The following is a 17,158-nucleotide window of genomic DNA, read 5'->3' as shown; positions in this document are numbered from 1 at the left end:
GGCTTACTTCAGCTTCCTGCGGATACTGCCGAGCTTGCCGGTCAGGCTCTTGTAGAAGCCGTACATTTCGTCCCCGTTCGCATGCTCTACCCGCTCGTATTCCAGGCTGTCGCGTGCCTCCAGGAAGGAGACATACAGACCCTCCAGCTTATACAGCAGCGGGGTTACATCTTCAGCTGCCGTCATTTCTCCGGAGCGTCGCGCCGCTTTGCGCAGCAGCACACTGCGGCTCTTCTCATCCAGTTCGCGGAAATGGCGGTATACGGCATATTCCACATAGCTGCGTTCTTTCATTAAATTAGCGAACGGCTCCCAGGCCTCTTCTTCCTCGTCACGGTCATAGACATAAAGTGCGCCTTTTTTGACAATGGTATCGGTATAGAGAGCCTCGATGAACTGGTCCAACCACTTATCTTCGTCGAGATATTGACGGAGCAGAGCGTCCAGCTCAGCTGCTTTGGCTGTCAGGGCGTCATATTTGAGCAGCTCCTCGCGGACACGGGTGATCAGCTGCGGTGAGCGGATCAGGTTCTCCTGGGCCAGCTCCATGTTGATGCTCCCGAAAATATCCTTGACCCCTTCACGCTCCAGGCCGTTCTCATGCAGCATTCGCAGCTCATCAGCTGCCTTCTTCACTTCCCCGAGATTCGGACGGGATGAGCCCAGCTGCAGATCATAGCCGCCCAGCAGCTTCTCCAGATCAAACGGCTTGGTGAAGATGACCGAGAAACGGCTGCTTGTATTTTCATCCTGGCCCTTCTCGATGATGACTCCGCTCTTCAGCGCCCGGGCGAAATCAGCCCGCACTCTGGCGTTGTATTCACGGACACGCGGGTTAACATAGGTGTCACCCCATGATTTCTCCGGAATCGGAGACGGCAGATAGGTCCAGTTGTTCTTATCGGTCATTACCAGATGGCGGCCGATGCCTTCCTTGTCGAGGATCGTCCGTTCATAATTCTCCTCGAATACCCGGAGCGGTGTATAGACGAAGAGCGGCACCCCGTTGCGGGTATTGAGCCAGAAAATCCGGTTCTTAACCTCGCTCTCCTTCACCGTAAACTGTGATTTGCCGAGTGCGTTATTCTGGTAATTGCGGATCCCTTTCAGGATGCCCGGCGCTTTGACCGGCACGGACACGAAGCCCCATGACGGGAAGTGCAGGCTGCCAGAGCTGTTGCTGAGATGAAAAATCGGCACCGCATCCTCATCCAGCCTGCCTGCGATTATCCGCTCCACGAATTTATCCAGCGGCTCCTCGCGGCCGTATTTCATCACCAGGAAATCTTCCATGGAACGTGTAATCAGATCCCCGAACTTGTCGCTCAGGAACTCGGAGATGGAACGGACAATATCGATCTCCTGCTCTCTGACCCAGCGTCCGGAATGCTTAAGCATTTCCCGCGTGAAGTCACGGATGAGGTCGTCGCCGTCCTTCTGGTCCATCACCTTGGAGATCGTCGCGGAAATATCCGGCACGTTGACGATATTCCAATAGTAGGTTTTGTTGCCTTTGTGATCCGCCTGCTCTTCCCCGCTCAGCAGAATGTCCCCGTTCTTCTCGAAAATCGAGCTGAGCGCGCTGAGAATCTCTGTAAATACGCCGTAAATCCGGTTATTCTCCTCATTCAGCAGCTCAAACAGATCCTCATAGAACTGGATCATCTGCTCTGTGCGCTCCACATCGGCATGCAGCCAGTACTCATTGATCTTGGCTTCGATGTAGGCGTTCTTCTTCTTCTCCTTGGAGACAAAAGCGCTGCGCGCATCGCCGAGCTTCTCTTCCGCGCTGTCCTGAGCCGTCTCAATATCACGCGGCAGGCGCAGAAGACTCTCACGCAGCGCTTCGATATAGGACTGGATCAGCTTCAGGATGCAGAAGCCCTTCTCGGTGTAGAGCAGCCGCGAGACATAGAACGGCCCCTGCTCGGGATGCAGGAAGATGCGCTCCAGCTCCTCACTGAAACGTCCGGTAATTTCGCCGGGCAGCTGTTTTTTGGATTTAATATATTCTTCGCGCGCCCGGGACAGGAAGTTCTGCTCCAGCTCGGTGTCCATATCCACGACCTGGTTCTTGATCACATTGGCGTGGCTGAGCCGCTCGCTGTTCTGATAGCCGGGCAGCGGCTCGGGTACGCGGGATTCGAATGTTTTGACCATAGTATCGAGATCGATTCCAAGCTTGCGCGCGAACTTCTCCACATCCTCCTGGCCGGGTGCCTGCTGGAACATCTTGTCCATTTTGTCGAACAGCCGGTAGGCGAGGTAGGTGGTCATTTCCTCAATCGGCAGCACGGCCGACGAAGCCCCGATAATGTTGTATTCATAATTGGCAGGGTACGTCTTGTTCATCTGCGCAATGTTCGTACGGATGTTGCTGATATAGTCATGGATGGCGAATTCCTCGCCCGAAGCTTTTTCCTCACTGGCCATGAAGTTGGTGATGTTCTCTGCCGTTACGTTCATGCAGTAATCATAGGCATTCTCCAGCAGCTTGCCCTCGGTATTAGTTGCCGAGATCAGATGGCACAGATTGAACGGCGGCAGCGGCGAATTCACGGTGAGAATATTGCCGTACTGCTGGCGGAACCGCTCACCGCGGCTGTCCACGTTCATCCAGTAATCCAGCTCTTTGAGCGCCGCATAACCGTTCTTGCGGATATATTCGCGGGTGTGTTCGCTGAGGCTTTTATTCGCCAGATTGACGTCCGGTGTGAACAGGTAGCCCAGTGTGTTGACCCGGTCTATGCCTGCCGCGCCGTAGTCGCGTTCAATAATGCCGCGCACGATATAGGCGATATCCAGAAAAGCTCCGCTTCCCGTACCTCCGGATAAGCCGGTGAGCAGGAACACCATCAGCTTCTTGCTGGTGCCGACGGACAGCGTCTTGATCTTCTTATCGATTGCACCTACGACCTGATTGATCTTGGTGAACAGCAGCAGGCGCCCGGCCTGGCGTACACCGGCGGCGCCGTTCATACCATCCGTAATGCTCAGCTCCGGCGACAGCCATTCGGTAATGTAGGGCTCGAGAATACTTCTGTTTTGCAGCAGGCCGCCGATTTCCGCGTTAGCCAGCAGCACGAACTCGTTCTGGGGATCAAGGCCGATCCCTTTGTATTTTTTGCCGCGGTCCTGTTCATTCGTCTCAAAAGCCAGGAACTCCACGTTATCCGGTTTATCGCGCTTCTTCTTGGAGAGCGGATCTTCGGGCAGCTTAAAGCGGCGGTTAATCTGGTATTTCAGCCGCAACAGGGCGTCGATGCCCGTGCCGCCGAGGCCGATGATCAGGATCGGGTTGTCGATCGTATCTACTCTGATTTTGTCGCTGACGATCCCCCCGCCAAGTGATACATCGAGTTGCTGTATATGCTCTCTTACTACCGGTTTCATAGGTTCTCCCCCTCTATATTAAATACTCAAGCAGAATGGTCTTATCTACAGTTTGCAGCGGCACCGAAATACGGTCCCCGCTCTTGAGTTCCAGCCCGCGCGAGGTATCGGCAGCCCGTCCTGATCTCTCAACGGAAATGCCTTCCCCGCTGCGCAGCAGCAGCCGGTCATTTTTACCGGGTGTGAATACGACCTTCTCACTCTCCTTCAGTTCAGGCGCAAGCTGCAGCAGCTGATGGAGCGTGAATTTGCCCCGGAAGGCAGACAGCTTCTTATACTGCGGATACGTCTTTTCCCCGGTGTTGCCATCCAGCACCTCCACAACCAGTTGTCCGACAAAACCGCGGGTCGCCTTTTTGCGCAGCATCCACAGCACAACAGCCGCAGCGAGCAGCAGCAGTACTCCGCCGATGATAAAGTACAGGGTGTTCGAGGTTTCTTTCTCCTGAAGAGGCTCTTCGCCGGCAGGTCCGCTTGTGGCCGCCGGCGCTGTGCTTACAGCCCCGGTCTTGGCATCGATTTTGAGCACATCGCTCTCGCGGTAGAAGCTGCTCTCCTCCGCACGGACCTTGAGCTCGTAGCTGTGGCTGTCCTTGATCTCAAAGCTGCCTTTAAATTCTGCGCCGGAATTATCCAGCGGAATCTCCTGCACAGCGCCTGTATCGGTATCTGTGGCAAGCAGCACCGCCTTCATATCTTGATACAAATTGCTGAGCGTTACCTGAGTACCATTACTGAACAGATGGGATACGATTTCAATGGTATCGCCTTTTTGATACTTGGCGGACGGCAGCGCATCTATTTTAAGCTCTAAATCATAGTTGAATACGAGATTAATATCGATCTTATCCTTCGGAACGCCCTTTACCTGCAGCTTCCAGTCGCCCTGCTCGGGTGAGAGCAGCTTGATCAGACTATAGCTGGAAGACTTGGACAGCAGAACATCGTCTGACGGAATGGCGACTTCCTTGCCGGACGGATCAGTCAGCTTCGCGGTCACCGGCTGTGACGACATGATGGAAATATTCGCTTCCAGCACACTGCTGTTGGGCACATTGACCGTTACATCCTGGTAGCTGCCGTTCGCCGTAATCGACTGCACAGGCACAACCTTCAGCTTCAAATGACTGGCAAAAATCTCGCTGAGGATCTGCGGCAGATCATCCGCTGAATCCGTAGTAAATGCTTTGCCTCCTGTCTCATCAGACAGTCCGGACAGGATGCTTTTATTCAGCTTGCCATCAGCATTGAGGCCTATAGTATAAATCGGATAGCCTTTCTGCTTGGCGGCCTCCACTGCAGCGGACAGCTCCTGGTCAGACTGGCTCTGGGTCCGGCTGCCTGACTCGTTGAGATCATTGTTACCGTCAGCCAGCATGACGATCATCGGCTCATGCCCAGGATCACTGCCGTTCTCCAGCACTTTGACGGCTTCTTCCACACCAACGGCAATATCCGTATAAGGGCCGCGGTCCAGCCCGTCGATGAAATCCTTCAAATCCTGTTTGTCTCCGGCCGAGCCGATCTGCAGCAGGGCTTTCTCACGCTGGACCTTGTCGGTGTAGGCTACGATCCCGACCTTGTCCCCTTGGGCGGACAGCATATCTATAAACATCTTCATCGCCTCACCGGCGATATTGTTTTTGTCGCTCTTATTCATGGAGTTGCTGACATCAATCAGCAGCACCGCGTCAATCCGGGACGGACCCGCCGGGGCTGCCGATGCCCGCATTACGGCAAACGGAGAGGCGGACAGGCACAGAATCAGCAATAGTACAGGGATTAGCCGCTTAAGCATATTCTTAGTTGTTCTAGGGCAAAGCTGTGTACGAAGCATAAAGATGGCTCCTCTTGTGTTATATTCGGTAATAGAGACGGGGTTGTCAGTTAGCTAAAATCTGTAAATAGCATGCCATTATGATATAATTAAACATTGTAAACTTCAACTTTGTGCCCGCCTGACAGCTGCCGCCAAGGGTAGAATCGTCATTCTATCAGCCTTTCAAGGCAGCCATACTTCCAAGTGAAAGGAAGAGTTCCATGATTTCATACGTTATTCTCGGTATTACGTTTCTTTATGCCGTAATCCAGATCTCTATTTATGCATCAAGGCGGCGGAAGCCGCTTACCCGTGACGATATTGACGCGAGGCTGCTGGCCGCACTGAATGGAGGGACTGGCACCCGTGAATAAGAAAAGACCCGTGACCTTCCGGCCGTTCAAAGTCCCTCGTTATGCCTATGATAAGCTGCGGATCTGCCGCCGCTGCGGCCGGTTTACCGCACTCGGCGAAGAACGCTGCGGCGGGTGCGGGCGCGCCGCCTTATCTTCGCTTGAGAAGCAGGCCACGGCCATCGCCGGACGCAAAATGCATACCCGTCTGCTGCTTATCGCGCTGCTCACCCTGGCTGCGGTCTACTTCGGGCAGAGCCTGCAGCAGATGGCCTTATGCGGTGCAGGAGGAACTGTCCTGGCCGCAGCCCTCTATTATATGCAGCGGAAGGTCCGGCAGAATGAGAATCTCTTTGCGCTGAACGAGCTGCTGGGCCGGAACATCGACAGCATCAAGGAAGGCCTGGAGATTAACCGCCAGGAGGCTGTAGCTGTGCTTCGCGAGGACGATGTGCTGGCTTATGAGAAGCTGCGCGAAATTTCTATCCTGCTGCGCGGTGACCGGATCTCCCGCCAGCGCGTCGCCCTGCTTCACGGCTTCCAGCTGCGCAAGGATATGAACCTTGAGCTGGAGCAGCTGCTGCTGAAGGATTTCGAGCCGCTGCTCGCCGAGTATATCGGCGAGATTGCCAAGGTCCGTCCCGAGCTGATCAAGGACCGTACGCTGCGTTATGTTAAGAATTATGAGGCACAAATTCTTGAAATGGACAAAGGCGTAGCCATCCTGATCAGTGTTGCAGGGGCGGCAGTCCGCTTGAAGCGATATGCGCTGCTCTACTCCGGAATGATCGGAAGATACATACAGGATCTGCCTAAGGACCGCTTTCTGCGCTTGTCCAAGCTGATCTCCGCCAGTCCCTATGAACCATGGAACGGCCTGGACCTCAAGGTAGCGGAAGTCCGGGAAGCAAAGTACCGCTGGGACCCCGATTTTTAAATGGATGCCGGAAGCTGGAGGCATACTTTAATTTAGAAAAAGGGGCTACTATACTATGACGTTCAAACAAGCCATATCCCTGCGGAATATTATGATTATTCTGTGTATATGTATGCTGGCGCTGCTCGGAATGAAGATACTGCAAATCGGAGACAAGATCCGTGAGGTGCAGGAAGCAGAGCGGCTTTATGCCGCCGGGGATCTTATTGCTGCCGAGAACCTGTACCGCCAAGCAGCGGATAACCCGGCCATTCATTATAAAGAGGAGCAAATTGCTGCACGCCTGGAAGAACTGGCGCCGATTTCAGCCATCCGGAGCGGACTAAACACCCTGGTAAAAAGGGTAACGGATCAGCTTGTGACCAGGGATTTTGCCGAATTCATGGAGAGCTATGCTACCTTGATCAGCCTTAAGTCCAAGTATTTCATCAGCGGAGGACCCTATGTATCCTATTATCGCCAGCTGTCTGAGGATTCAGGCATTTCCGCACAGCTGACGGCAGGCTTCGGGCAGTTTAAGAGCCAGTTCCTGGCTGAGCTTGCCGCAAGCCAGAACGGCAGCGGCAGTGATGATAACGGAGATCAGTTCAAATGGAATCTGCTGCAGATTCCGGATGCTTATTATGGAGGAACAGATGCCAAGAATAAGCTGCTGGCAACGGGGTTCAAGGCGCATGATACGGCCAGACTGAAGGTTCTGGCCGCTGGAGGCAGCTTTGGCCCTATGCTCGACAGCTCCCTATCCATGATAGAAGCGTACAGCAATCATAGCTATCAGGCGCCGTGGGTGCAGAAGCAGGCTGAGGACAGTGCCCAGGTTATTCTGGACAAGGATCTGGAAGGTGATCATATATCCGCCTTCGCCGGACACGCTGCCGCCTACCGCACTTACGCCGCAGCTGCAGCACTTGATCCTGATTCGTCCAAAGTGCTGGCATTCATCGACAGCAGTGCAGCGAAGCTGCTGAAGAGCGCCGCCCGGCTGATCCGCGGCGGCGAATATGCTGAGGCCATCCAGCTGTACACCAGCCTCTCCCAGCTGCAGGATACTTCAGCTGAGATTGCCGCCGCTCAGCTTGCCTGGAACACCGCCGAGCCGGTCCGCCTGCTGCCGGGCGGCGATGAAGCCGGCAGATATATCCATGTGGCCACAGCCTCCGGACGCTACGGCGCCAAGGCCGCTGTAGCCGGCACGGATAACAGCGGCAGGCTGTATTACGCCGATCTGAGTGATGAGGGCAGAGTCTCTACACGGACCGGCGATATCCTTCCCGGCTTCGAACGGCTTAGCGGGCTAGCCTTCGACGATCAGCTGTCTGCTATGGCCGAAGTGCCGGTCGTCTTAGCTATAGGAAGCCAGGAGGACGGGCGGACCGCTTTTTCGGCCTATCGAATCAAGCCGGAGGGAATTTCCCTGCTATTCTCCTTTGCCGGTGACAGTTATGAACTGCAGCCGGATGATAACTCAATCCTCGTAACCAACGCGGATACCGGGGATGGTGTGCTTGGCGAGACCGGAGTGTACCGCCTAAGTGAGGATGGCAGTTACCAGTTTGCTGAGATTCTGCAGGAGTCTCCGCTTATTCCTGCTTCCGAGCTGGAGCTTCACCCGTTCGAGAAGGTCACCCTGAACTGCGATATCTATATTGATTCTGCAGGCAGAAGTGTCGGCAGCTCTGAAGGACGCTACATCTCCCTGCAAGGTAATGTCGGTTCCATTACGGGACCCGCTGTCGTGAGCGGCCAGTATCAAAACAGCTACGATTATGTAGAGACAGAGATCGGTGAGCAGTATGTACCTGTCTTTGTCGTCGATTCACTGGGGAGCCTGAGTGCGAATCTCAACGAAGAAGCAGCTACAGATTAAATGCCCGGCTGCCGCATTTTCCCAAAAAAAGAGCAAAGCAGCGATTCTTCTGTTAAACGGGGAATCGCTGCTCTGCGTTTTTAGGCTATATGTGGTTAATGACTTTGAGCTATGACTGGTGGTTTTATCCAATCGTTTTTGCTTTCTTCTTGCGGCTGAGCAATCTTCTATGCCGCTTCTGTGTGTAGAGAACTTCACCAGCCGCCGAAATCGTCTCCCTAACCTCGCCCAGCACCGCCTTAGTCTCCTGCACGGTGGCCTTCATCCGTCTAAACTGCAGCTTCACGCTATCCAAGCGGGTTTTCGCCTCACCCACAGTCTCCTGAATATTGGCCTTCACTTCATCCACCGGTTCCTTCAAACCGTCTACAGACTGCTTGACACCTTCCAGTGACTGCTTCAGTCCGTCGAGACTGTTCTTAAATTCCTTAATCGGGTTGCCCATTCATATCTCCTCCTTTATAAACTAAACATCAGATTAACCAATCCGGCGTAGTCGCAACTACGAGGAATGTTTGGACTTCCGGCCACTGTTAGGTTTGGATTTCCTGAATTTAACCGCGAACCGCGGTAGAAATCCAAACCTAAAGGCGGACGCATTCGCTCCTACAGTTCCAAACTTCCCCTCCGCTTCTTCGCCTTTTGGGTGGCGCCTAGTTCAGCTTATATACTTATCCTTTACCTATACTTACCCGGATAAGCGGAGGCGGATTCACCGGATGAAGGATAGCTCAGCCGCGGATTTCTTCCAGCAGCTCCATAATTGTCGCTTCCTCCACCGGAGTAGAATAAGAACCGTCCGCGAAACGCTTCATCGCCCCGATGCCGTCCTGGAAGACGAAGCGGATCCGGCCGCTGCGCACTTTTTTATCCGTATACATTTTGTCCATCAGCATCCGGTTTGTAATAGCGTCCGGAATCTCTGTCGGAAGACCCGCTCTGCGCAGCAGTGCTGCGACACGCTCCGCCTGTTCTCCGGTCATATAGCCCAGCTTCACTCCCAGCTTCGCTTGAATCACCAGACCGACCGCAACGGCTTCTCCGTGCAGCAGCGCATAGCCGCTGACCGCTTCCAGCGCCCTCCCGGCCGTATGGCCGAGGTTCAAAATCTGCCGCAGATTGCTCTCATGCTCGTCCTGCTCCACTACCTCGTATTTGATCCGGCAGTTGTGCAGCGCAATTTGTTCGCAAGTCTCAGGGTCAAGGATCAGCTCCCCGTCCGGTGACACGATTTTACCGATATGATCCTCCAGATACTCAAAAAACTTCGCGTCCGCCAGACAGGCATGCTTTATCGTCTCCGCCAGGCCGCTTCTGAACTCACGGACAGGGAGCGTCCGCCAGGCTGCGAGATCAATGTACACTTTGCGCGGCTGATGGAATACACCGATCAGATTGGTGGCGACCGGCGTATTCACGCCTGTTTTGCCGCCAACAGAAGCATCGGCCGCTGCCAGCAGCGTCGTTGCATAGTTCAGGCTCGGTACTCCCCGGCCGAACGTCCCGGCCAGGAAGCCGGCCAGATCCGTTACCGCACCGCCGCCGACTGCTATGATGCAGCAATCCCGTCCGTAGGAATGGCTCAGCAGCTGATCCTCCAGGAGCGCCTTGGTTTCGCGGGTTTTGGATGGCTCCCCGGCCGGAAATGCAAACAGCTCAGCCACAAAACCGTTCTGCCGCAGCAGTGCAAGCAGGGGCCGGCCATACAGCGGTTCGACTGAGGAGTCCGTAATTATCGCGTATTTGCTTACGCCCGGCACAAGTCCCCCCTGTATATCACGGATCAGCGAAGGAAACAGCCCTTCGCCGATCTCGATCTCGTAAGAGTTGTCGACTAGCTTTTTCAGCTCAACCTGAAAACGTTGGGACATGGCAAAAACTCCTTTTCCACATTTAGTCTATTTTTTGATAGATCCACTAGTACCGTATAGTGTGCTACACTTGCTTTTGGAACGCTGGATTTTGTAAGTTGATTCTTATATATTCATTTAATCTGTCAATATAAGGAGAGATACTCGTGGTAGATGTACAAGGCAAATGGGCCCTGATTACAGGGGCAAGCAGAGTGCGGGCACTCGGTGTTGATGTCTACTGTGTGCAGGCCGAGCTGGCCAATCACGAAGAAGTCGTCGCCATGCTGGATGAAATTGAAGGTAAAGGCACCTCCGTAGACATTGTCTTTAATAATGCGGCTGTGCAAATCGCCTACAGAACCGATTACTGGAATACGCCGGTGGAGGATTTTGAGCAGAGCTTCCGGGTTAACTTCATTTCCATCGCAACGATATGTAACCGTTTTATTCCTCAGATGATCGGGCGCGGCTTCGGACGGGTCATCAATACAACCAGCGGTATTAAAAATGAACCGGAGCAGGCAGGTTATGCAGCCAGTAAAGCGGCGCTCGATAAATTCACCAAAGATCTAGCCTCCCGGCTGGATGGAACCGATGTAATTCTCAGCTTAACGGATCCGGGCTGGTGCCGGACCGATCTCGGCGGCCCGAATGCCACCAGTCCGGTCGAAAGCGTTATCCCGGGAATTGCTGTCGCCGCCTTTGTGGACGACAAGAAAAGCGGACGCTTCCTCCACGCCCAAGCCTTTGCCGGCATGACGCTGGGAGCAGCGGTGGCACTGGCGGAAACGATGGAAGCAACACCATATACCATCTAAAGAAAAATCGTGTATATTTTCCAAAGCAGACCATAGACGGATATTAATCTGTCAGTGGTCTGCTTTTTGTATTAGCTGAATAAAGGACGCGTTACCATATCCATATATTGGAGCAGTCCGTTCCAGGCTGGTTCATTCTGCTGCCATACGCCTAAGTTCCAGCACATAAACCCGAGACCCGGGTACCGGGAGGCCACAGCAAACCTTTCGGTAAAATGCTGATCCGCAATACTAAAGCCTAGAGATTCAAGATACCTGCGGTAACTCCCCGCTTGCTGTAGGCTCCCGCAGCGCATGGGGATGTCCATGAACAATGAACCGTAGCGCGCCTCTTCCCAGTCAATGAAATAAACTTCGTCATTGCCCTTCACCAGAACGTTCAGGTTGCTCCAATCCATTATTTTCGGATGATCGTTCGGTAGACAAATTTGGGCAGTGCAGCCTGTCTGCGCCAGCGTGATTTCTGGCCTTTGGCTACAGGTGCGAACAACAGCCGGTGGGCCCACTCCAGATTAAGCTTTTTCCACACCGCCGGTGCAGGCTTCACTTTCCCCGAGATAACATCCAGACTGCCGCCGACACCAAACACCAGCTTGACCCCGCTAAGCTCTTGTTTGTGTCTATGCAGCCACTTATCCGAATAGGGTGCACCCATAGCGAGAATAAGTACATCCGGTTTGCTGAGCTGAATCTCCGCAATAATCCCCGGCTCTTCCTCCGGACTGAAAAATCCATGATGCCTGCCGGCAAGCTTTACCTGCGGATAGGTGCGGGAAATCCTCTCCACAGCTTGTCCGCTCGTCTGCTCGTCTGTTCCCAGAAAATAAAAGCTCCAGCCCCGCTCGTTCCCCTTCTCCAGCAGCCGCAGCAAAAGGTCATACCCGGTCACCCGTTCAGGGATGGGCTCACCCTTTCTTTTGGCTGCCAGCACAATTCCAATTCCGTCCGGAACAACAAGATCCGCAGCGCGGATAATTTCCCGCAGCAGCTCATCGGACTGGCTGGCGAGCGTAATTTCCGGATTGGCTGTGATCAGGTGAAACAGGCCGGAGCGTTCCTTGCGGATCTGCTCAGCCAGATACAGTGTCGTCTCCTCAAGCGTCAGCTTGGAAAACGGTACGCCCAAAATCGAAACAGAATTCCCCATAATCACTTGTCCTCCCAGCCTTCAAGCACATTCCAGCCCACCGCAGGCTCTCCCTGCAGCGGGTACATTGTTCCCGTATAAATCCGCTTGTTATGTATTCCTGTCTCCAGATAATGCTCCATAATAGCTCTCGTAGACGCGGTCACTTCCAGCCCGGCAAGCTTGCTGTTATCTATCCATAGCAGCTCTCCTTCCTCACTTGGGGCCAGTCCGTTGTCTGCGGATACACTTCCCATAAACACGTATTGTACTCGGATTTCCTGATCACCCTTATTCCGGTGAACGATGTACCGAAGCGTCAGACCCTGGACTGCCCGCTCCGTTAATCCGGTCTCTTCCTCAATCTCTCTTATGCAGGCACGCCTCGGGTCATTGTATTCCCCGTCCTCCAAATGCCCTCCGATAGGGACCAAATATCCGCCAAGAAACCGGCTTGCGGACTTTTTTTGCAGAAATAACACTTCCCCCGCTTCATTAAATAAAAAAGCCACGGCCATTTGTCTGAGCAGCATAATCAATCACTCCAGTCACGGATAAACACTATGCTATATCCCATATCGCAACAGGAACACATAGGAAAATTATACCATGCAAAATCTGAACAGGTCATGACAAATTATGATATTGCAGGGAATTTGACCCTGACAGGTGAATAAGTGTAGAAGCTTAATCCATTGGAGGTCGTTACATGTTAATCAATGTGCTCGATAAAGGATATGTCCGGCTGGTTAATCATATGGGCAGCGATCTGACTGTTGTGAATGCAGCGCGGGTCTCCTATGCCAAACAATCGGATGAACTGAGTGATAAAGACATCCGGCTGATTCAGTTTCTGGCCCGGGAAGGGCACACTTCACCCTTTAGGCATGCTGTAATCCAGCTTGAGATCTATGCTCCGCTGATGGTAGCAAGACAGTGGTGGAAGTATGTGGTGGGCTCAGCCCATTATGAAGGCACCGGCGACAGTCTGGAGGCCTGGAATGAATCCAGCCGCAGGTATATTACGGAGGAACCTGCCTTTTATCTGCCTTCGGGCGGGGAGTGGCGGAGTGCACCGGAGAATTCCAAGCAGGGCAGCGGCAGCCTGATCTCTTGGGAGCTTGGAGCGAAATACACGAAGGAGCTGATGGACTACACTGAACTCGGCATGCAAAAATACGAAGCAGCCCTGGCGGACGGCATCTGCGCCGAACAGGCAAGGCTGTTTCTTCCAGCTTACGGACTTTATGTCCGCTGGTACTGGACGGCTTCGCTGCAATCCGCTGCCCACTTTCTCCAGCAGCGGCTGGAACATGACGCCCAGAAGGAAATCCAGGATTATGCCAAAGCCATACTCAGCATAGTGAAGACATTATTCCCGGTAACTGTGGAAGAATTGTTATCCCGCTAAGTTTGCCTTTTTAGTTCCTGTGCTGAAATCACCTCAATTTGAAATTAAAGTGCAGGAAAATGAACTTTGTATCATCCACAATAGAGCTAAAGTGGTATAATCTATCATTATTAACCGAAGGGCAATGTTCTTCAGACTATCCGAAGACAACCCCGCAGACTGCTGCGGGGTTGTCTTTTTTATATAGATATTTTGGGACTATGAAAGGTGGAGGTAAAAATGAGTATGGAGCAGGAACCAAGAGTAATTTTCACCAGGGATGAGTTAATCAGTCAATTCAAAAGCTGCGGAGTCAAAGAAGGACAGCACCTGCTTGTTCATACCTCTCTCAGCAAACTGGGGTTTGTCGTTGGCGGAGCGGAGACTCTTATCCGGGCTCTTCTGGAAATCGTCGGGCCTGAGGGCACTATAATGATGCCTTCGCAGACGTGGAAGAATCTCGATCCCGCTACTGGTGTGCATTGGGAAGCGCCAGCAGAATGGTGGCCCGTCATCCGGGAGCATTGGCCGGCGTATGACAAAGAGGTCACCCCGGCTATCGGCATGGGCGTTGCCGCCGAAATGCTCCGCAAATGGCCGGGGGCCCAAAGATCAGATCATCCTGCCCGTTCTGTTGCAGCGGTCGGCAAATATGCGTCCTACCTTACGGAGAATCACGATCTGAGCAATATTTTTGGCGAGGGCTCTCCCTTGGATAAGCTCTACCGCTTGAATGGCTCTGTGCTCCTGGTCGGTGTCGGCCATGACAAGAACACTTCACTGCATTTAGCGGAGACCCGTGCTTCCTTCCCCGGCAAACAAACGGTCAATGAGAGTAGCGCAGTGATGGTAGACGGCAAGCGGGAGTGGATTACATACCCCACCCAGGCCGTGGACGACAGCGATTTTGTCCAGTTAGGAACCGCATACGAGGAAGAAATGAAGCTAACCGTTCATCGCATCGGCAACGCTGAGGTCCGGCTGCTGGAACAGCGTCCGCTCGTCGACTGGGCAACGGCCTGGATGGAGCGGCATCGGGCTTAAATTTTTGCCGATTCCAAGGCAGAGAATGATTATAACCGTTCCAAAGAACCCACATCATACAACGAAGCATCCGCTGCCTGGAGATAAGGTGTCCAGTCCGCTGTGGTGTACAGCATTAGACGGTGCATCGCCCGCGTGCATGCGGTGTAAAACAGCTTCCTTTCGCTCTCCCGGTGATACGTCTGCGAAGAAGCATCATAGATGAGCACAGCGTCAAATTCTACTCCTTTGGCAAGATATGCGGGGATAACCAGCGTCCCCTTTTCAAAGGTAAGGGTCTCCTTCGTAATAAGCCGCAGTGCCCCCGGGCCTTGCGCCGTCAATGCTTCATAAGCCTCGTGACTTTCCGCAGCGGTCTTCGTAATGATGGCGATGGAGTCGTAGCCCTCTGCCTGGAGTGCTGCGACATCTTCAAGGATCCGTTCCGCCCGCGCGGCGCCCCCGCCGGTCCGCGCGAGACACGGCTTACTGCCGTGTCTGTCGAACGGCACAATCTCTTCGCCCGGGAGCATGGACTTCGTGAATTCGACAATCTCCCGTGTTGAGCGGTAGCTCCGGACAAGCCGGATCAGGCTTGTGTCTTCTTCGCCATGCAGCCGGATCAGCGGGGAATCCGCCTCATGCAGATTCGTGGCCTGGGGAAAAATCGCCTGGCCGAAATCGCCCAGCACGGTCATCCGCGCGCGGGGAAACAGCCGTTTGAGATAAGCATATTGGAAGGGCGAATAATCCTGGCCTTCATCGACAAACAAATGCCTTACCACTGTGTTCGTCCGTACACCCTCCAAGAGTTCTTTTAAATACAGGAACGGGGTTGCATCCTCATAGAAAAGCTCGCTGTGTCCCAGCTTCTCTCTCGTCTGCCTGCAGATTTCAGTCCAATGATCAGGTACCCCGGCCTCATCCGTCATCGTCCGGTAAGCAGCCTCCTCTCCAAACAACTGGCTATAGAGCCCGGTCACATCTACGAACATGAACCGTTTGATTTCCCGTTTCAGCGGTTTGAAATGTTCCTTCACAATCATCCGCTGCAGCAGTTCTTCTTGCTGAAGTCCGAAGTCGAAGACATTCTCTTCTCCCTGCTCCTGTCCGCGAAGGTCTCCATATTGTTCCACATACTCCTGAGTAAAATCAAAGACAACGGTTTCCCGCTGAACTTTCTTGAGCAGGGCGCTGTAAGCTTCGGCATATTGCTCGTTGTCGAGATAATCAAGCTCATCCTGAACCCACGGCTCTTCTTGCTCCTTAAGCTCAAGCGAAGCCAGCTCCCGGAGCAGCCATTCCTGCAGCAATGCAACTCGGTTAGCCAGGCGGATGGAGCTGTCGTAGCTGTAAAACTGCATTTTCATCTTCTCTGCGGTAATCAGCTCGCGGCCCCGGAAAGTGATACTGCGGAATAACATACCTTCCTTCCCGAGCCATAATGCGTAATTCTGGAGAGCATGCAGGAAAGCTTCAGAGGCCTTATATCGCATCCCGTTCATTCGTGCTTCGTACCCGGAGGCAGACGCTGGATTCATGGCATATTCGATCTGCTCGAATGGGTCCTCCAGCCGGAACGCCGAGCCCAGCAAGTAGGCAAGATATTCCTGAAAGGTCGTCTGCTGCATGTTTTCCTCACCCAGCTCGGGAAGCACTGTGGATACATAGCTGTTAAACATCGGATTCGGCGAGAAAAGCACAATCTGATCGGCCCGGATCCGGCCGCGGTGCTTATAGAGCAAGTAGGCCACCCGCTGCAGTGCAGCTGACGTCTTGCCGCTCCCGGCTGCTCCCTGCACAATGAGCATACGGCTCTTGTCGTCACGGATAATCGCATTTTGCTCCTTCTGAATCGTTGCCACGATGCTCTTCATTTGGTTATCTGCACCTTTGCCGAGCACCTGCTGAAGCAATTCGTCACCGATTGTGAGACTCGTATCGAACACATTGTGGAGCTCTGCGCCGCGGATCTGATACTGCCGCTTCAATATCATCTCGCCCGTAATTGAACCGCCGGGCGTTTCGTAAGCGGCTGCCCCGGGGGAATAATCGTAGTACATGCTTGCAATAGGCGTCCGCCAGTCGTATACCAGAAAGCTCATACCATCCTCATCGGCAAAAGAGGCTACGCCGATGTATATTTGCTCACTGCCGCTGAAACCGTCCTCCCGAAAGTCAATCCGTCCGAAATAGGGGGACGGCAGCAGCCGCTGCATGCTTCTGTAGCGCTGCAGGCGCAGCCGGTGACTCCGTTCCCGTTCAGACAGCATCGCCTCCTGCTGCCTGATGCTATAGAAGGTCTCTTCGAAATCCTCGTGGGTGCTGGTATTAACCGTAACTTCCTCCCAGAACCGCTTGCGGATATCCGCCGCCTGCTCGTGCAGTCCGGTTACCTCCGGCTCTAGTCCGCTGATTGCCGCCCGCAGCCTTTCTTCAACCAGCTCCAACCGGTCCTGTTCCTGCTGCCAATCGTTCGCGTTAATCATCCTACTGGACACGCTCCTTCTCAGTCTAATCGGGATCAAAAAGAAAGTTTGACAAACCCTTAATTCCTATGGTAAGATTAAGGTGTAGAT

General features: G+C 53.5%; 14 protein-coding genes. 6 read left to right on the top strand and 8 right to left on the bottom strand.

Annotation, left to right across the window (positions count from 1 at the left end; translation table 11 throughout):
* Window positions 1-3: 3 nt before the first annotated feature.
* On the bottom strand, window positions 4-3,393 hold the full coding sequence (locus JRJ22_RS03730; RefSeq protein ID WP_206103289.1) for a tubulin-like doman-containing protein: 3,390 nt from the start codon (window positions 3,391-3,393) through the stop codon (window positions 4-6).
* A gap of 13 nt (window positions 3,394-3,406) precedes the next feature.
* Window positions 3,407-5,230: a vWA domain-containing protein gene (locus JRJ22_RS03725; RefSeq protein ID WP_232381021.1), complete on the bottom strand. Its 1,824-nt coding sequence runs from the start codon at window positions 5,228-5,230 to the stop codon at window positions 3,407-3,409.
* A gap of 203 nt (window positions 5,231-5,433) precedes the next feature.
* Here JRJ22_RS03725 and JRJ22_RS03720 point away from each other — a divergent pair, with 203 nt between their 5' ends.
* From JRJ22_RS03720 to JRJ22_RS03710, 3 genes are read left to right on the top strand one after another with little or no spacing between them, the layout of a single operon-like run.
* Window positions 5,434-5,586 carry a hypothetical protein gene (locus tag JRJ22_RS03720; RefSeq protein WP_159067651.1) on the top strand — a complete coding sequence of 51 codons (153 nt, stop codon included), beginning with the start codon at window positions 5,434-5,436 and terminating at the stop codon, window positions 5,584-5,586.
* Window positions 5,579-6,502 (top strand): Ntn hydrolase family protein, encoded by a 924-nt coding sequence (locus tag JRJ22_RS03715; protein WP_206103288.1) that lies wholly within the window; start codon window positions 5,579-5,581, stop codon window positions 6,500-6,502. The genes JRJ22_RS03720 and JRJ22_RS03715 overlap by 8 nt, the downstream gene beginning before the upstream one ends.
* A gap of 55 nt (window positions 6,503-6,557) precedes the next feature.
* The gene (locus tag JRJ22_RS03710; RefSeq protein WP_206103287.1) at window positions 6,558-8,369 is read left to right on the top strand and encodes a hypothetical protein; all 1,812 of its coding nucleotides are present in this window, start codon (window positions 6,558-6,560) and stop codon (window positions 8,367-8,369) included.
* A gap of 124 nt (window positions 8,370-8,493) precedes the next feature.
* On the opposite strand, the gene JRJ22_RS03705 is transcribed toward JRJ22_RS03710, so the two are convergent.
* Both JRJ22_RS03705 and aroB read right to left on the bottom strand, forming a co-directional pair.
* On the bottom strand, window positions 8,494-8,814 hold the full coding sequence (locus JRJ22_RS03705; protein WP_206103286.1) for a hypothetical protein: 321 nt from the start codon (window positions 8,812-8,814) through the stop codon (window positions 8,494-8,496).
* A gap of 286 nt (window positions 8,815-9,100) precedes the next feature.
* Window positions 9,101-10,240 carry a 3-dehydroquinate synthase gene (gene aroB, locus JRJ22_RS03700; RefSeq protein WP_206103285.1) on the bottom strand — a complete coding sequence of 380 codons (1,140 nt, stop codon included), beginning with the start codon at window positions 10,238-10,240 and terminating at the stop codon, window positions 9,101-9,103.
* A gap of 146 nt (window positions 10,241-10,386) precedes the next feature.
* On the opposite strand from aroB, the gene JRJ22_RS03695 reads away from it, so the two are divergent.
* Window positions 10,387-11,040: an SDR family NAD(P)-dependent oxidoreductase gene (locus JRJ22_RS03695; protein WP_206103284.1), complete on the top strand. Its 654-nt coding sequence runs from the start codon at window positions 10,387-10,389 to the stop codon at window positions 11,038-11,040.
* Between the two features lie 71 nt (window positions 11,041-11,111).
* Here JRJ22_RS03695 and JRJ22_RS03690 read toward each other — a convergent pair whose 3' ends face one another.
* From JRJ22_RS03690 to JRJ22_RS03680, 3 genes are read right to left on the bottom strand one after another with little or no spacing between them, the layout of a single operon-like run.
* Window positions 11,112-11,438 (bottom strand): hypothetical protein, encoded by a 327-nt coding sequence (locus JRJ22_RS03690; protein ID WP_206103283.1) that lies wholly within the window; start codon window positions 11,436-11,438, stop codon window positions 11,112-11,114.
* On the bottom strand, window positions 11,438-12,187 hold the full coding sequence (locus tag JRJ22_RS03685; protein ID WP_206103282.1) for a WecB/TagA/CpsF family glycosyltransferase: 750 nt from the start codon (window positions 12,185-12,187) through the stop codon (window positions 11,438-11,440). The genes JRJ22_RS03690 and JRJ22_RS03685 overlap by 1 nt, the downstream gene beginning before the upstream one ends.
* A gap of 2 nt (window positions 12,188-12,189) precedes the next feature.
* Window positions 12,190-12,699, bottom strand: coding sequence for an NUDIX hydrolase (locus JRJ22_RS03680; protein ID WP_206103281.1), 510 nt, complete (start codon window positions 12,697-12,699; stop codon window positions 12,190-12,192).
* A gap of 176 nt (window positions 12,700-12,875) precedes the next feature.
* Between JRJ22_RS03680 and thyX the strand changes: the two genes are divergently transcribed.
* Both thyX and JRJ22_RS03670 read left to right on the top strand, forming a co-directional pair.
* Window positions 12,876-13,577, top strand: a complete 702-nt coding sequence (gene thyX, locus JRJ22_RS03675; protein WP_206103280.1) for an FAD-dependent thymidylate synthase — start codon at window positions 12,876-12,878, stop codon at window positions 13,575-13,577.
* Window positions 13,578-13,796: 219 nt separating this feature from the next.
* The gene (locus tag JRJ22_RS03670) at window positions 13,797-14,600 is read left to right on the top strand and encodes an AAC(3) family N-acetyltransferase (protein ID WP_232381020.1); all 804 of its coding nucleotides are present in this window, start codon (window positions 13,797-13,799) and stop codon (window positions 14,598-14,600) included.
* A gap of 29 nt (window positions 14,601-14,629) precedes the next feature.
* Here the strand turns inward: JRJ22_RS03670 and helD are convergent, their stop codons facing one another.
* Window positions 14,630-17,068, bottom strand: a complete 2,439-nt coding sequence (helD, locus tag JRJ22_RS03665; protein WP_206103279.1) for an RNA polymerase recycling motor HelD — start codon at window positions 17,066-17,068, stop codon at window positions 14,630-14,632.
* Window positions 17,069-17,158: the final 90 nt, after the last annotated feature.

Source organism: Paenibacillus tianjinensis (assembly GCF_017086365.1).
GTDB lineage: Bacteria > Bacillota > Bacilli > Paenibacillales > Paenibacillaceae > Paenibacillus_AQ > Paenibacillus_AQ tianjinensis.
The sequence above is the reverse complement of the archived record's forward strand: the minus strand, read 5'-3'. Positions and strand labels throughout refer to the sequence as shown.

What these genes read in the sequence shown, in the direction of transcription:
- JRJ22_RS03705 (WP_206103286.1), bottom strand. Translation starts at nt 8,814, where the DNA reads ATGGGCAACCCGATTAAGGAATTTAAGAACAGTCTCGACGGACTGAAG.
- JRJ22_RS03685 (WP_206103282.1), bottom strand. Translation starts at nt 12,187, where the DNA reads ATGGGGAATTCTGTTTCGATTTTGGGCGTACCGTTTTCCAAGCTGACG.
- JRJ22_RS03725 (WP_232381021.1), bottom strand. Translation starts at nt 5,230, where the DNA reads ATGCTTCGTACACAGCTTTGCCCTAGAACAACTAAGAATATGCTTAAG.
- JRJ22_RS03680 (WP_206103281.1), bottom strand. Translation starts at nt 12,699, where the DNA reads ATGCTGCTCAGACAAATGGCCGTGGCTTTTTTATTTAATGAAGCGGGG.
- helD (WP_206103279.1), bottom strand. Translation starts at nt 17,068, where the DNA reads ATGATTAACGCGAACGATTGGCAGCAGGAACAGGACCGGTTGGAGCTG.
- JRJ22_RS03730 (WP_206103289.1), bottom strand. Translation starts at nt 3,393, where the DNA reads ATGAAACCGGTAGTAAGAGAGCATATACAGCAACTCGATGTATCACTT.
- JRJ22_RS03720 (WP_159067651.1), top strand. Translation starts at nt 5,434, where the DNA reads ATGATTTCATACGTTATTCTCGGTATTACGTTTCTTTATGCCGTAATC.
- aroB (WP_206103285.1), bottom strand. Translation starts at nt 10,240, where the DNA reads ATGTCCCAACGTTTTCAGGTTGAGCTGAAAAAGCTAGTCGACAACTCT.
- JRJ22_RS03710 (WP_206103287.1), top strand. Translation starts at nt 6,558, where the DNA reads ATGACGTTCAAACAAGCCATATCCCTGCGGAATATTATGATTATTCTG.
- thyX (WP_206103280.1), top strand. Translation starts at nt 12,876, where the DNA reads ATGTTAATCAATGTGCTCGATAAAGGATATGTCCGGCTGGTTAATCAT.
- JRJ22_RS03690 (WP_206103283.1), bottom strand. Translation starts at nt 11,438, where the DNA reads ATGGATTGGAGCAACCTGAACGTTCTGGTGAAGGGCAATGACGAAGTT.
- JRJ22_RS03670 (WP_232381020.1), top strand. Translation starts at nt 13,797, where the DNA reads ATGAGTATGGAGCAGGAACCAAGAGTAATTTTCACCAGGGATGAGTTA.